The 13,062-nt window shown below is 43.0% G+C and carries 17 protein-coding genes; all 17 read right to left on the bottom strand.

All coding sequences use genetic code 11. The features are described from left to right. A partial coding sequence (locus LZ11_RS12540; protein ID WP_222927233.1) for a transposase occupies positions 1-231 on the bottom strand: 231 nt, incomplete at its 3' end. Between the two features lie 140 nt (positions 232-371). Beyond that, the gene (spo0A, locus tag LZ11_RS09070) at positions 372-1,157 is read right to left on the bottom strand and encodes a sporulation transcription factor Spo0A (RefSeq protein ID WP_148867572.1); all 786 of its coding nucleotides are present in this window, start codon (positions 1,155-1,157) and stop codon (positions 372-374) included. An 85-nt stretch (positions 1,158-1,242) separates the two neighbouring features. Next, complete coding sequence (gene spoIVB, locus LZ11_RS09065; protein WP_246110780.1) at positions 1,243-2,559, bottom strand: SpoIVB peptidase; 1,317 nt, start codon at positions 2,557-2,559, stop codon at positions 1,243-1,245. A gap of 103 nt (positions 2,560-2,662) precedes the next feature. After that, complete coding sequence (recN, locus tag LZ11_RS09060; RefSeq protein ID WP_148867570.1) at positions 2,663-4,393, bottom strand: DNA repair protein RecN; 1,731 nt, start codon at positions 4,391-4,393, stop codon at positions 2,663-2,665. A 19-nt stretch (positions 4,394-4,412) separates the two neighbouring features. After that, entirely contained in the window at positions 4,413-4,859 is a 447-nt protein-coding gene (locus tag LZ11_RS09055; protein ID WP_148867569.1) for an arginine repressor, read from the bottom strand. A gap of 27 nt (positions 4,860-4,886) precedes the next feature. Then, positions 4,887-5,741 (bottom strand): NAD(+)/NADH kinase, encoded by an 855-nt coding sequence (locus tag LZ11_RS09050; protein ID WP_148867568.1) that lies wholly within the window; start codon positions 5,739-5,741, stop codon positions 4,887-4,889. A 1-nt stretch (position 5,742) separates the two neighbouring features. After that, positions 5,743-6,258: a PD-(D/E)XK nuclease family protein gene (locus tag LZ11_RS09045; RefSeq protein WP_148867567.1), complete on the bottom strand. Its 516-nt coding sequence runs from the start codon at positions 6,256-6,258 to the stop codon at positions 5,743-5,745. 24 nt (positions 6,259-6,282) lie between these two features. Beyond that, positions 6,283-7,077, bottom strand: coding sequence for a TlyA family RNA methyltransferase (locus LZ11_RS09040; protein WP_148867566.1), 795 nt, complete (start codon positions 7,075-7,077; stop codon positions 6,283-6,285). Between the two features lie 18 nt (positions 7,078-7,095). Then, positions 7,096-7,704, bottom strand: coding sequence for a hypothetical protein (locus LZ11_RS09035; protein WP_187695068.1), 609 nt, complete (start codon positions 7,702-7,704; stop codon positions 7,096-7,098). A gap of 715 nt (positions 7,705-8,419) precedes the next feature. Further along, positions 8,420-9,310 carry a polyprenyl synthetase family protein gene (locus LZ11_RS09030; RefSeq protein WP_148867565.1) on the bottom strand — a complete coding sequence of 297 codons (891 nt, stop codon included), beginning with the start codon at positions 9,308-9,310 and terminating at the stop codon, positions 8,420-8,422. A gap of 2 nt (positions 9,311-9,312) precedes the next feature. Continuing rightward, positions 9,313-9,543, bottom strand: coding sequence for an exodeoxyribonuclease VII small subunit (locus LZ11_RS09025; RefSeq protein WP_148867564.1), 231 nt, complete (start codon positions 9,541-9,543; stop codon positions 9,313-9,315). Further along, positions 9,530-10,762, bottom strand: coding sequence for an exodeoxyribonuclease VII large subunit (gene xseA, locus LZ11_RS09020; protein WP_148867563.1), 1,233 nt, complete (start codon positions 10,760-10,762; stop codon positions 9,530-9,532). Before xseA ends, LZ11_RS09025 begins: the two co-directional genes overlap by 14 nt. Positions 10,763-10,778: 16 nt before the next feature. Then, positions 10,779-11,210 carry a transcription antitermination factor NusB gene (gene nusB / locus LZ11_RS09015; protein ID WP_246110781.1) on the bottom strand — a complete coding sequence of 144 codons (432 nt, stop codon included), beginning with the start codon at positions 11,208-11,210 and terminating at the stop codon, positions 10,779-10,781. 4 nt (positions 11,211-11,214) lie between these two features. Further along, complete coding sequence (locus LZ11_RS09010) at positions 11,215-11,430, bottom strand: DUF2273 domain-containing protein (RefSeq protein ID WP_148867561.1); 216 nt, start codon at positions 11,428-11,430, stop codon at positions 11,215-11,217. A gap of 11 nt (positions 11,431-11,441) precedes the next feature. Next, positions 11,442-11,990 (bottom strand): alkaline shock response membrane anchor protein AmaP, encoded by a 549-nt coding sequence (gene amaP, locus LZ11_RS09005; protein ID WP_148867560.1) that lies wholly within the window; start codon positions 11,988-11,990, stop codon positions 11,442-11,444. A 54-nt stretch (positions 11,991-12,044) separates the two neighbouring features. After that, positions 12,045-12,422 (bottom strand): Asp23/Gls24 family envelope stress response protein, encoded by a 378-nt coding sequence (locus LZ11_RS09000; RefSeq protein ID WP_148867559.1) that lies wholly within the window; start codon positions 12,420-12,422, stop codon positions 12,045-12,047. A 97-nt stretch (positions 12,423-12,519) separates the two neighbouring features. After that, the gene (locus LZ11_RS08995) at positions 12,520-13,059 is read right to left on the bottom strand and encodes a SpoIIIAH-like family protein (RefSeq protein WP_187695069.1); all 540 of its coding nucleotides are present in this window, start codon (positions 13,057-13,059) and stop codon (positions 12,520-12,522) included. Between the last annotated feature and the right edge of the window lie 3 nt (positions 13,060-13,062).

Genomic DNA, 13,062 nt, shown 5'->3' with positions numbered 1-13,062 from the left:
CATGGAGCGGATTCCATACAATGCTTGGAGCATGAGTAGCTTAATTAACACTACCGGGTCAATACTAGGTCTTCCTGTATTTTCGCTATATAGGTCTTTTACTTCATCATAAATGAAATTAAAGTCGATGCTTTCTTCTACTGCCCTAAGGAGATGGTCTTGAGGTACTAAGCTATCGATGCTTACTAATTCTACCTGCTCTATTATTTCTCGATTTTTCTTCGTTAACATTTCATCGCCCCACAATATTTTTGTATCTTCTTTAATTTTACTAAAAAGCTGATGATTTTTGTACTAGCTTTTGCAAAAAAAGACTGTCGACAGTTACTTTGTCGACAGTCTGAACACCCCTTAATTAGGGGTGTTGAAAACTAGGATATGGCTTTTTGCTCCATTCTCAGCTTGTCCGAAATCATTGCGATAAATTCGGAGTTCGTGGGTTTTCCTTTGTCCTTTGGAATAGTATAACCGAAAAGATTATTTATTGTTTCGATGCATCCCCTGTTCCATGCAACTTCTATAGCATGCCGGATGGCCCTTTCCACCCTGCTGGGCGTTGTCTTATATTTGCTGGCTATCGTCGGGTATAGTACTTTCGTAACGGCACCCAGGAGTTCCACATTGTTGACGACCATAGCGATCGCTTCCCTCAGATAAAAATACCCTTTAATATGGGCGGGAATTCCTATTTCATGTATTATGTTGGTTATTTCCATTTCCAGATTAGAATCTTTTTGCTTACCGGCGGTACTGTTTACAGCCCTGGTTTTTTTCTGCACTGTAGTATGGGTTACTAGTTCGCGAATGCGCTCGACCAGAACTTTTAAATCAAAGGGCTTTACTACATAATAATCAGCACCCAAATTGATAGCTTTTTGAGTGATTTTATCCTGGCCCACTGCGGACAGTACTATAATTTTGGGCTTTTTATCGGAATTTGCTAATTTTTCGATCACGCCCAGGCCGTCAAGATTTGGCATTATTATATCCAGTACCACAAGGTCAGGATTCAACTCCTGTACTTTTTCCAGCACCTCAAGGCCATTGTGAGCCTTACCTACCACTTCCATGTCATCTTCGCCGGAAAAATATTCTTCCACAAGATCGCAAAATTCTTTATTATCATCAGCCAGCAGGATCCTTTTTTTATCGTTCATCTAATTTTAACCCCCCTTTATATCCTTTTTTGAATATATATTCGACAAGTAATGGTATATTCCTCCTTAAATACCAGAATATGTTTTAAAAATTAGATACCTGTCGTTCGTTTTTCAATTTTGATATTTCTTCAAGCATCCATTCGGCAAAAACTCCGTAACCTCGAGTAGGGTCATTGACGAATACGTGTGTGACAGCTCCAACCAGGTGACCATCTTGGATTATGGGACTACCGCTCATTCCCTGGACGATGCCGCCGGCTTTTTCTATCAGCCTCGGATCTGTTATTTTTATAATCATTCCCTTTGTACTAGGAAAATTCTGCCTGATAATTTTCTGTATTTCTATATCAAATTTTTCTATTCGCTCCCCATCGATAACAGTCATAATTTGTGCCTTCCCCTCACGAGCAAAACTGGCAAGAGCAACTGGAATTTCTGAATAATATGGATTTTCAACAGGTTGGTATATTCTGCCGAAAATACCAAATTCCGTGTTGCTCAATATATTACCTATCACCCTTTCTTCTTCCACAAAAACCCCCCGTTTTTCGCCTGGTACGTTTTTTCTCGCCGGTGCAATAGAGGTTATGCTCGCTCTAATGATTTCTCCCTGCCCAACCTCTACAATCCTGCCCGTATCGGAATCGGATATTATATGACCCAAGGCGCCGTAATAGCCGGATTCGGGATCATAAAAGGTTAGAGTGCCAACTCCCGCGGCTATATCCCTGACCCAAAGTCCAATCTGATATATACCGTCCTTGCTTTTTACCGCATATAATTGAGTCTGAAAAGTCTTCCCGTTTCTTTTAATCGTTAAGGTTACGGTTTTATCGTCATCCCTATTGACTATTCTGGATAATTCCTCGGCAGTATAGATTTTGTATCCGTTTACCATTGAGATGGTATCTCCCACCTGGATACCAGCTTCCTTGGCAGGGTAGCAGGTTTTCCCCTTTTCGTCTATAACCGAAGCGATACCAACCACTATAACCCCGTCGGGTCTCAATTTTACGCCTATCGAATGCCCTCCGGGTACAACCTTCATCTCCGGCAATACTTCCAGTTTCATCTTTTTTACGGGGATTATTCCAAATAACCTGAACTCCAGATCATAGGTTCCCAGACGTGAAGATCTGATAGAAAGGGGGTTTTTTAAATTTACATTCATCTTGTCCTTAAGCGCAGTGCCGTTAATTGTTAAAAAACCCGAGTCTTTGGTATAGAGCTGAAAGTTGAAGGGGATTCTGAGATTCAACGTCTGCTCTTTTCCTTCAATTACCCTTATTCTGTCGGGGAACCTGTTTAATCCTGAAAATTGAGGGGAAAGTGCAATAAGAGTTATGAAAATTGCCAAAAAAATACCGATTAGCTTCCTATTTTTGCTGTAAATCAACACTTTTCACTCCCCACTTTAAAAATGAAAAAAACCGGGCCTGAAACTTAAGATAACCCGGTTCCGTCTTTTTAATACTGGAAAAATAAAAAAGCCGCAATCGGGCTTAAAAGTTCTTTTTTATGTCTTCGGCCATTTTCAACATTTCCCTGGCATGGACCAAAGTAGTACTGGTTATCTCCGCTCCACCCAGCATTCTCGCTATTTCCCTAACTCTTTCCTCGCCTTTTATCTCTGATACGACGGTACTGGTTTTGTTTTTATTTACTACTTTGCTTATATAAAAATGCGCATCTCCCAAGCTGGCTATCTGTGGGGAGTGAGTAACACAGAGCACCTGATGGTTCCTGGCCACCTTAGCCAACTTTTCCCCAACTATCTGGGATATCCTTCCTCCTATACCCGCGTCTATCTCGTCGAAAATTAGACACGGAATATTATCTATTCTTGCCAGAATGTTTTTTAAAGCTAACATAATACGGGAAGCTTCCCCGCCGGATACTATTTTTGCCAGCGGTTTCAGCGGCTCGCCGGGGTTCGTGGAAATTAGAAATTCTACACTGTCCAGACCATTTTCACTCATTTTGTAAGTATTACCATTTATTTCTACTCCTGCATCGGCTTCGGCCCACTTAATGTCCACCGAAAATTTTGTTCCTTTCATTCCGAGGTCATTCAGCTCTTTAAAAATATCCTTTTCAAAGGCGGCCGCCACCTTCTTCCGCAGGTCATGTAATTTTATAGAATATTTAATATAATTTTCTTTTAATTCTTTTAAGGAAGACTCCAATTTTGATATTTCATCGTCAAGATTCAAGGCCTCCTCCAAATTCGAGGCGGCTTGTTCTTTATAGTTTAAAAGCTCTTCGATACTCATATTGTACTTGCTCTTTAACCGGTCCAGCAGAGCGAGCCTTGTATGGATTTCGTCCAGACGCCCGGGGTCGAAATCTATCGATTTGACGCATTCTCTTATGGTGGAAACCACATCCTCCATATCGTACAGTATATTTTTCAATGAAGCAAGAGGTTGTTCAACAGGTTTAAAATACCCCTTTACATCTTCCAGGGCGTTTATTATTCTGCATAAATTGTCTATGACCGGAGCGGTGGTCTCATCGCCCTCGTAAAGCATAAAAATGCTAAAATTCAGAGCTTTCATTATTTTCTCCGAATGCGCGAGTACCTCGCGCTCTTCCTCCAGCAGTATATCTTCCCTAGGTTTTAATTGAGCTTTTTCAAGTTCGTCGATTTCGAATCGCAGCCGTTCCTTGTACTTGAAAAATTCCTCACGACTTTTCTTAAGCGTTTTCAGCCGTTGAACAGTATCGAGGATGCTTCTGTAGGAGCCTCCTACTTGCTTTTTTATATTTGCGATCTCATCACCGCCCAGGAGGTCCAGCATTTCCAGGTGACGTTCGGGATTCAACAGTGACTGGTGCTGGTGCTGGCCGTGTATATCTATTAGGTATTTCCCTATACTTTTCAGTGCCGATACGGGAACGCTTTTGCCGTTTATCCTGCAGTAGTTCTTTCCCTGATCGGTAATCTGGCGGGATATTATTAAGGTATTATCTTCCTCCTCAATCCCCAACTCCCTTAAAAATGCACTTATCGCTTCGTTATCGTATTCGAATACGGCCTCTAAAACCGAACTTTCCCTGCCTGATCTGATGTACTCACTCGATGCCCGCTCCCCCAGGATCATGCTTATTGCGTCAATTATGATCGATTTGCCTGCGCCGGTTTCGCCCGTCAGTATGTTCAAACCCCGCTTGAAATCAATTTCTATATCATCTATCAGGGCAAAATCCTTAATTATAAGTTTTAGGAGCATATTATTATGCCTCCAATGATCATTTAATAAGGCTTTCTAATTTTTCCACGAGATCTTTTACTGCAGGCTTGGAGCGGGCTACAACCAGAATGGTATCGTCTCCTGCAACGGTACCCACTATCTCCTTCCAGTTCAGGCCGTCTATTGCGGCTGCCGCAGCATGTGCGGTGCCTGAAAGTGTTTTTATAACGACCAGGTTCTCTGCCGAATCTATGCTGACTATGGAATCCCTGAACATCCTCACCAATTTATCGGAAACAAAGGTAGATTTATCGGGTTCCGAATAGCAGTAATGATGATTATCTCTGAGAACTTTGACAAGCCTCAGCTCTTTGATATCGCGGGAAACAGTAGCCTGGGTCACATTGAATCCACACTTTCTAAGCTCTTCCGCCAATTCTTCCTGAGTCTCTATTGGTTTTTCCCGGATGATCTCCCTTATTTTCATGTGTCTTTTCGCCTTCAAACAATTCACCTCCTACAACTTTATTGATTAATTTGACTCCCTTAACTTCTTCCGCAAAATTTCGTAAAAACTCCTGTTTTTGATGCGTACCAATTTTGTGTAAAAATCAGATTTTTTTACAACGACTTTGTCGTACGGCAGGAGTTTGTATCCCAGTTGCCCGTCCACTGTCAGCATTATTTCCTGGTGCTCCGCCATTACCTGAACATTAATGACATCGGCTTTAGACATTATGATGGAACGATTCTGGAGAGTATGAGGGCAAATGGGAGTCAGCAGCAAAAGTTCCATATTAGGATTTATTATTGGTCCGCCTGCTGAAAGAGAATATGCCGTAGACCCCGTAGGGGTGGAAATTATGAGGCCGTCGGCGTGATATGTATCGATATAAGCATCATTAACCATAGTTTTCAACCTTATTAACCTTGCAAAGGGACCTTTTGTTATAACTACATCGTTTAATGCTAAAAATTTTTCCATAATTTTATTTTCTCGCAGTACCTGCGCTTCTATCATCATCCGCCGGTCTATATAGTACCTGCGGGCCTTTAAATGTTCAAGATCCTTGAACAAATCGGGCACTTCTATTTCAGTAAGAAATCCAAGGTGCCCAAGGTTTATGCCGAGCACGGGTATATCATGGGGTGCCATTTTTCTCGCTATGCGCAGCAGGGTACCGTCGCCACCCAGTGTTACGGCTAGTTCGATACTTCTCGTCAGCTCTTCTAGGCTTTTAGCATCCACGGGAAAATTTAACTTGTCCGCAATGTTTTCGTCGGTGTATACTGCGTAGTTATTTTCTTTCAACCATCCGATCAGAACCTTGGTTACGTTCATTGCGTTTTTTTTCGAGAGGTTTACGAAAAGTCCTATTTTTTGCAACCTATTCACCCCTGGTTAAAAAACCCACTATAAAGCCGATAAAAAAAATGACAACGGCGTAAAAAACATAGCGTACTTGAGAGTAATCTCTTTTTAGAATCGAATACTCGACGGTTTTAATTTTTTTCTGCTCCATATCCACCAGTATAAGTCCGGCAGGTTTATAAACTAGATAATATTCCAATAGCTGTCTTCGAGTGGCGGATGTGTTTAAAGAGGGGGATACCTTGCCTGATTTTATCTCCGCCACGTATATTTTCCCGCCCTTTTTTACTATCACGTCAGCCCTTACGGTAACTTCATGAGGTTTTCCATTTACGAACACCGCGTAGGAAGCTTCTTTCTGTACATCTACTATATCAAAACCGTGTTTTTTTAGCAAACTCACTGCCCTGCGTTCGCTTATGCGGGCTTTTTCCATTCGCATCCTAAGCCTTAATCCAAGAAAATATTTCCATCCCAGGACCCCCAGAATAGCACCTAAAGTGATCAATAAGAAAACAGCATAAATACCCATACTAAACCTTCTCTTGTATTAAAATTAATTAAGCAGCGCATGAGCCTCATCAACAGCTTTTTTAACGTCGATCTTCGAATCGGTATCTCGATATTTTTTAAACCATGCTAAAAATTCTATATTGCCCTTAGGCCCTTTTATCGGCGAAAAAGTCACACCCCGGCAAAAAAAACCAGCAACCTCGGCCGAGGCAATTACTTGACTTATGGCTTTCTCGTGCAACTTTCTGTCGCGCACGATTCCGTTTCTTACCTCACTCTTACCGACCTCAAACTGTGGTTTGATAAGAGTGATGAGATCCCCATCATCTTTTAAAAGTGAATAGAGAGGTTCGAATACCTTGGATAACGAGATAAATGAAAGATCTGCGGTTATTATATCCACCAGTTCACCTATATCCTCAAAGCTAATATATCTTATATTTTTCCGTTCAATGTTTACGACCCTCGGGTCGTTTCTAAGGGAATAATCCAGCTGTCCGTACCCCACGTCGACCGCATAAACTCTGGCAGCACCTTCTTTTAGTAGGCAATCGGTAAACCCTCCCGTCGAAGCACCAGCATCTAGTGCAACCTTTCCCCTGACGTATATCGAAAAGGCAGTGAGGGCTTTTTTAAGTTTCAACCCGCCCCTACTGACGTATGGCAGGGATTTTTCTTTCACGAGGATATCTGAATTTATATCCACCATGGTCCCGGGTTTATCTATTTTTTTATTGTTGACGAAGACGTTACCCATCATTATCTCGGATTTCGCCCGCTCCCTGCTGGGAAAAAGTCCCCGCTGTACCAGCAACACGTCAAGCCTTTCTTTCTGCAAATTTTCTTCACCCCGAATCTATTTTCTACCGGTCTTGCCGGGAAACAATTCGATCCCGAAACGCTCTTTCAACAAAAAAAGAATATAGGCAACTCTGCTGACAATCTCTTTGGAATTCTTGATAGCTATGTTTTTACCGAAAGCCTTCCCCCCTACGGTCATAGCAGAAATGAGTCCGGCTATCAGAGTGCTGAGAAGTATTTCCTTTAATTCGCTACCGCCGGAGATTATCTTTACAACAATGGAGGCTCCAGCGGCACCGCTGACTATGCCTGAAATATCACCTACCACATCGTTGCAGAAATTTGAAACCACATCGGCATTTCTTATCAGTTTTACCGCTTCCTTCGCCCCCGGAACTTTGTCAGCGGCCATGGCATGGAATGGAGTTTCGCTGGCGGAAGTTACAGCTACCCCAATGATGTCAAATATAATTCCGATCAATACTATTCCCGAAAGTATAAAAAAAGAAACGATTAAATTGACCTTCTCCACTAACGTTTCTGATATCAAACTAAAAAAAACGGACAGCCCAAAAGTCATGAAGACAACCCTGTATATCCATCCAGCTTTTGGTCCTCCGTTGTTCCTTTTATTTTTACATCGTTTATTATTGTTTTTACTCAAAAATGTTCACCTCAGAATAACGGCCGAAACAGGTGGTAGTGAACTGAGTAAATTTTGCGGCTTAGGTCCAGCAGGATTTCCCAGAGGAGCACCCTCCGTCGCCGGTAAGGGCGGTTCCCCTTTAAGCCCCTCTCTGCCATGTCGCCATAAGCAGGGCTGGATTGCCACTTAGACCGCACTGTAATCCTCAGTTCACTTCCTTGCGGAACAGTCTAGGAGTTTTCCTCACCGAAATCCGCCTTCTCCTAGCCTCTTTTGCAGAAAAGGTTTCAAAGGTATTTGGCCGCATTTAAATGGCCGGTTTAAATACGGCCTTATGCCTTTTTCCACCCTTTCCGCTCAAGGCAGGCTACACTGCACCCAACACGGTTTGTATCGGATGCAGGTTCACCCCCCAAGCCGTAACGCAAGGCCGTGACCTTCCATCACGCACTTGGGTCTCCACGGGAGTAGGGTCGTGCCTGCATGCCTTTGCAGGTTGCCCCACTCCCTTACTCCCTGCACCAACCCCCGACTGGGCGTCGGCAGCCAGCACAAGGAACTTCATCGATGTGCCCTTGACGGATTTTTAGCCCCGTCTTCAGAGAAGAGGATTTCGACTAGAATACTGCACCACCTGTTTCCCTGAAATCGCCTAATATATTATAACAAAAACCGCACACGCGTTCAAACGTTGACCGGTCTACTATTGTCACTCTAAGGGGCGATTTAAATATCAATACTGTCTTTCCACGAGAAATTCGACCAATTGCACGAAAAATTCACCGTTTTTAAATTCGTGTATTATATCCTTGGCTTCTTCCGAAAGATTTTTTACTAGCTTTAGGGAATTCTCATACCCGTATACGCTCGGGAAAGTACTCTTTTTGTTTCTAACGTCGCTTCCCACCGGCTTTCCGAGTTTTTTTTCGTCACCCTGGATGTCTAAAAGGTCGTCGACTATCTGAAAAATGAGACCTATTTTCTCTCCTAATCTGTCTAATTTATTAAGATCCGGCGCCGGAGCTTCCGCTAGTCTCGCCCCTGCCCAGAGAGATGCCTGAATCAGGCAGCCGGTTTTATGGTAATCCATATAAAATAAGGTTTTTTCATCTATCGTTACACCCTGAGACAGAATATCGACGGTTTGGCCTCCGATCATCCCCAAGCTCCCCGCCGCCCGAGATATCCTGTCTATAACATCTATTACAGCCTGCAAGGATATGCCCTCGATTCGTGCATTTTTAGCTATCGTGTTGAATGCGTGGGTAAGCAGGGCATCTCCGGCTAGAAGCGCAATGGCGTCCCCGAAGACCTTATGGCATGTGGGCTTTCCCCTTCTCAAATCATCGTTATCCATTATGGGCAGGTCGTCATGAACGAGCGAATAAGTATGGATCATTTCTATTCCACAGGCCGTGGGTATGACCTTATCCCCCTGCAATCCGAAAAGCTCTGCGGCTTTCATCGTCAGCACCGGTCTGATTCTCTTGCCTCCGTTGAAAGTACTGTAACGCATGGCTTCATGGATTTTCTGCGGATACTCGTCGCTTTTCGGCAGGTAAAAGTCAAGAGCTTTTTCAATTATTTTACCGGTTTCCTTCAGTTCGATTTCAAAATTCTTCAACTTCAGATACACCCTCCGTTAAAATCTTTAAAATCAATCTCTCCGTTCAAATCCTTGATCAAAACCTGAACCCGGCCCTCTGCTTCGTCCAATATCTTTGTGCATATCTTTGTAAGCCTTATTCCTTCCTCAAAGAGGTTCAGCGATTCCTCCAGCGATAAATTACCTTTTTCAAGCTTTTCAATTATGTCCTCAAGCCGGGCGATTGCATCTTCATATTTATACTCTGTCATTTTCGCGCACCACCTTTTTTTCCTTGCTTATAACATTGCACAAGAGGTAACCGTTGGAAAGAATAACCTTTACTTCTTCGCCCGAAGATACTTCTTCCACCCTTTTTACGATCCTGAGGTCGTCGATGGTCTGGCATATGCTGTAACCCCTGTCGAGTACCGCCAGCGGGCTTAAGACATCAAGCCTCCCCATCAGGGTTTTTAAAGCGGACTTTTTAACCATCAGCTGGTTTACAGTTTCTCTCAAAAGCCTTCTGGTCAGGAGATCCAGTTGTATTCTGTTATTGTCTACCTCCGACCTCAGTTTTCTGAAGACTACCGACCTTTTTATGTATTCTATTTCCTGCTTCCTGGTATTTAAAAGGGCGCACATAGCAGCTATTATTCTTTTTTTCCTCTGGGCTATATCGGCGAGCAGCTGTTTTTTTTCGGGCACCACCATTTCCCCGGCTGCAGAAGGCGTTGGAGCCCTTTTATCAGCCACAAAATCGGCTATTGTATAATCGGTCTCGTGCCCCACTGCCGATATTATTGGGATTCTGGAACTGTATATCGCCCGGGCCACCTTTTCTTCATTAAAAGTCCAGAGCTCCTCTATGGAACCTCCTCCTCTAGCCACAATTATAACATCCAGTTTCCCTATTCTGTTCAGGTCTTTTATTGCCTCACATATTTCGTCAGCAGCCTGTTTGCCCTGTACCGAAACGGGAGCTATAAGGATGTTGACATTGGGAAATCTTCTCCTGATGACAGTAAGCAAATCCTTGATAGCCGCACCGTTAATCGAGGTAATAATCCCTATATTTTTCGGCAGAAATGGTATGGATTTTTTAGCACTGGCATCGAATAATCCTTCTTTTTGTAGTTTTGCCTTCAATTTCTCATACGCCAGAAAAAGAGCACCGATGCCGTCGGGTTCCATATCCTCCACGTACAATTGATATTCCCCGTTTTTTTCGTATACTGTTACGTAGCCGAAGGCCACGACCCTCATTCCGTTTTCCGGCATGAACGGTAGTAAAATGCTCCTGTTTTTGAACATAACGCACCGGATTTGAGCTCTTTCATCCTTGAGGACGAAATAAATGTGGCCCGAAAGGTGGTATTTAAAATTCGAAATCTCACCCCTGACGTACACCTGGCGCAGTATTTCGTTGGAATCGAATAAGTATTTAATTATGCCTGTCAGCTCACTGACCGTCAATACAGGCGCAGCCATAAGATTTCCCCCAGGCTTATATTGAAAAACGATGCTGGAGCTTTTCCCTGTCCCTGACAATTGCTCCTAGGACTCCGTTGATAAACTTCGGAGACTTCTCATCACCGTATTTCTTTGCTATTTCTACCGCCTCGTTAATGGATACGCTTAAAGGAATGTCATCGCTGAAAAATATTTCGTAGACCGCCAGTCTAAGGATATTTCTATCTGCAATATTCAGGCGTTCCAGCTTCCAGTCGACGCAGTATTCGTCTATAATCCCATCTATGCACTCCTTTTTCTCCAGCACTCCGTTTACTTCTTTAACCATAAATTCTCTAATATCGTCGTTTATAGGCCTGTTTACCGTTATTTTCATCGCTTCATCAAAGGAGTTGCCACCGGCGTCGATGGCAAACAGTATTTTAAAACACCATTCTCTTGCAAGTTTCCTGCTCAAGTGCAGCACTCCTTTACCTACCCGGTGGTAAAATTTTATCAAGAATATCCCGCAGGCTCTCCTTTTTATCGAGGAGCTTACCAATATAATAACCTAAAAAAGCACAAGAAATAAGAAAGATGGCTTTTAAAAAACCGAAAACTAGTATCAACACACCCACCAGAAACCCTAAAATAGCACCTAGAATCTTACCCCGGTGTTGCTGCCACAGTTCCCAAAAAACGTCCATCTTCCCACCCCTTATTTAACGTTCTGCTTGTACTGACCGGCAATATTTTCGACGTTTATCGATACGTCTTTAATCGCAATTCCTGCCATGGACTCTACATAGTCTTTTACGGCTTTCTGCAGTTTGGCAGTCAATTCTGGGATTTTCACATCGGGCACGACGACTACCTGGAGGATTATGGACAACGACTCTTTCCCCTGTTTTATCTTCACCTTGACGTCCCTTATTTCTTCCATATCCCTGGTTACCTTGAGGACTAAATTCTGGACGGCGTTAAAAGAAATGTTTACACTTCCCAGTTCTCCGCTGCTGATGAGAGCTTGGGGAGCTTTCTGACTCCTTAACCCGGAGAGCAGAAGCCAGAGGCTCACCATGAAAAAAATACCGCCGACCACACCGACTTCCCAGCGGCCGTAAAAATAATACTCGAGCCTTGTCCATAAATGAGTTAGAGAAAAAGCCTTTACAGAAAATAATACAGCCATAGCGGAAACGACAGCGAGAATTAAACAAGCAAGAACCAGGACAATTCCCAGTATAATTCTATCATAGAGCTTCATCTAAATTCCCCTTTCAAATGGAAATTAACCCCCTAATAAAGATAGGGGGCTTCTTTATTTTGCTCTAGAATCATCTTCTTTCCCAGATTGACCAAAATTTACTCCCTGAACGTGTATGTTAACTTCAACCACTGAAAGGCCGGTCATATTTTCTATAGCTTTCTTTACGTTTTCCTGTACTTTCCATGCTACTTCGGGAATGCGCACCCCGTAGTTTACAATTATGTAAATATCCACCGCAACTTCTTTTTCTCCCACCTGGACCTTTACGCCTTTTGACAAATTTTTTCGCCCGAGCATTTCGGCTATACCGCCCGCTATGCCGCCGCTCATACCGGCTACACCTTCAACTTCGGTAGCAGCGAGGCCGGCTATTATACTTACAACTTCGTCGGCTATCTTTATAGATCCCTTACCGCTGTTTGTTTCCATTTTAAAAACACCCTCCAAGTTTTGTAGCTTTATTTAATTTTAGGCAAAAGACCGATTAAATTATAACAAAAATCAGAAGAAAATACAATTGCATCCACTACTTTCTCTCGACGATCGTTATCTTATCCATAGGGTAGCCGGTGGTCCTTGTTACTACATCGGTTATTTGTGCCACTTCTTTCTGCGAAAGGCCGTTGGATTTCACGATGACATTAGCCGAATCTCCTGAGATGATTATAACGGCTTCCTCAAAGCCTTTGGCTTTAATAAGATTTTCGACCATCATTTCCTTTTCCACTTTTTCCGCCAGGGCTATGAGATCCTTTTGAGCCTTTTCTTTTGACTCCTGACTCGCATTAGGGTTATTTATAATTTCTCTCAGGTAGTCGGCTTCCTGGCTTCTCAAGCGATCCCTCTCCAGGCGGTAGTCTATAAAAAAGTCTTTCTCGCTCCCGTTTTTGACATTAGCCGTATCCCCTTCCGATGTTTTCAAAGCGGTTACCTTCTCAGCGTCGGGTGCGCTCGAGTTCTTGTAGATGACCCTGGGATAGTTTCCGATGAGCATGAGGTATATTGAAAATACCAACAAACCGATAAACATTATTATAAGTACCGTCTTCCTCTTAAATAGAAACATCAA

Origin of the sequence: Thermosediminibacter litoriperuensis (assembly GCF_008124715.1) — a bacterium.
GTDB lineage: Bacteria > Bacillota > Thermosediminibacteria > Thermosediminibacterales > Thermosediminibacteraceae > Thermosediminibacter > Thermosediminibacter litoriperuensis.
Note: the sequence above shows the minus strand (reverse complement) of the source record. Positions and strands in the feature narration are given on the sequence as shown.

Bases quoted from the DNA above. Each gene is read 5' to 3' on its own strand.
- spo0A (WP_148867572.1), bottom strand. From the start codon at position 1,157: ATGAACGATAAAAAAAGGATCCTGCTGGCTGATGATAATAAAGAATTT.
- recN (WP_148867570.1), bottom strand. From the start codon at position 4,393: ATGCTCCTAAAACTTATAATTAAGGATTTTGCCCTGATAGATGATATA.
- LZ11_RS09045 (WP_148867567.1), bottom strand. From the start codon at position 6,258: ATGGGTATTTATGCTGTTTTCTTATTGATCACTTTAGGTGCTATTCTG.
- LZ11_RS09025 (WP_148867564.1), bottom strand. From the start codon at position 9,543: ATGACAGAGTATAAATATGAAGATGCAATCGCCCGGCTTGAGGACATA.
- xseA (WP_148867563.1), bottom strand. From the start codon at position 10,762: ATGGCTGCGCCTGTATTGACGGTCAGTGAGCTGACAGGCATAATTAAA.
- LZ11_RS09010 (WP_148867561.1), bottom strand. From the start codon at position 11,430: ATGGACGTTTTTTGGGAACTGTGGCAGCAACACCGGGGTAAGATTCTA.
- amaP (WP_148867560.1), bottom strand. From the start codon at position 11,990: ATGAAGCTCTATGATAGAATTATACTGGGAATTGTCCTGGTTCTTGCT.
- LZ11_RS09000 (WP_148867559.1), bottom strand. From the start codon at position 12,422: ATGGAAACAAACAGCGGTAAGGGATCTATAAAGATAGCCGACGAAGTT.
- LZ11_RS08995 (WP_187695069.1), bottom strand. From the start codon at position 13,059: ATGTTTCTATTTAAGAGGAAGACGGTACTTATAATAATGTTTATCGGT.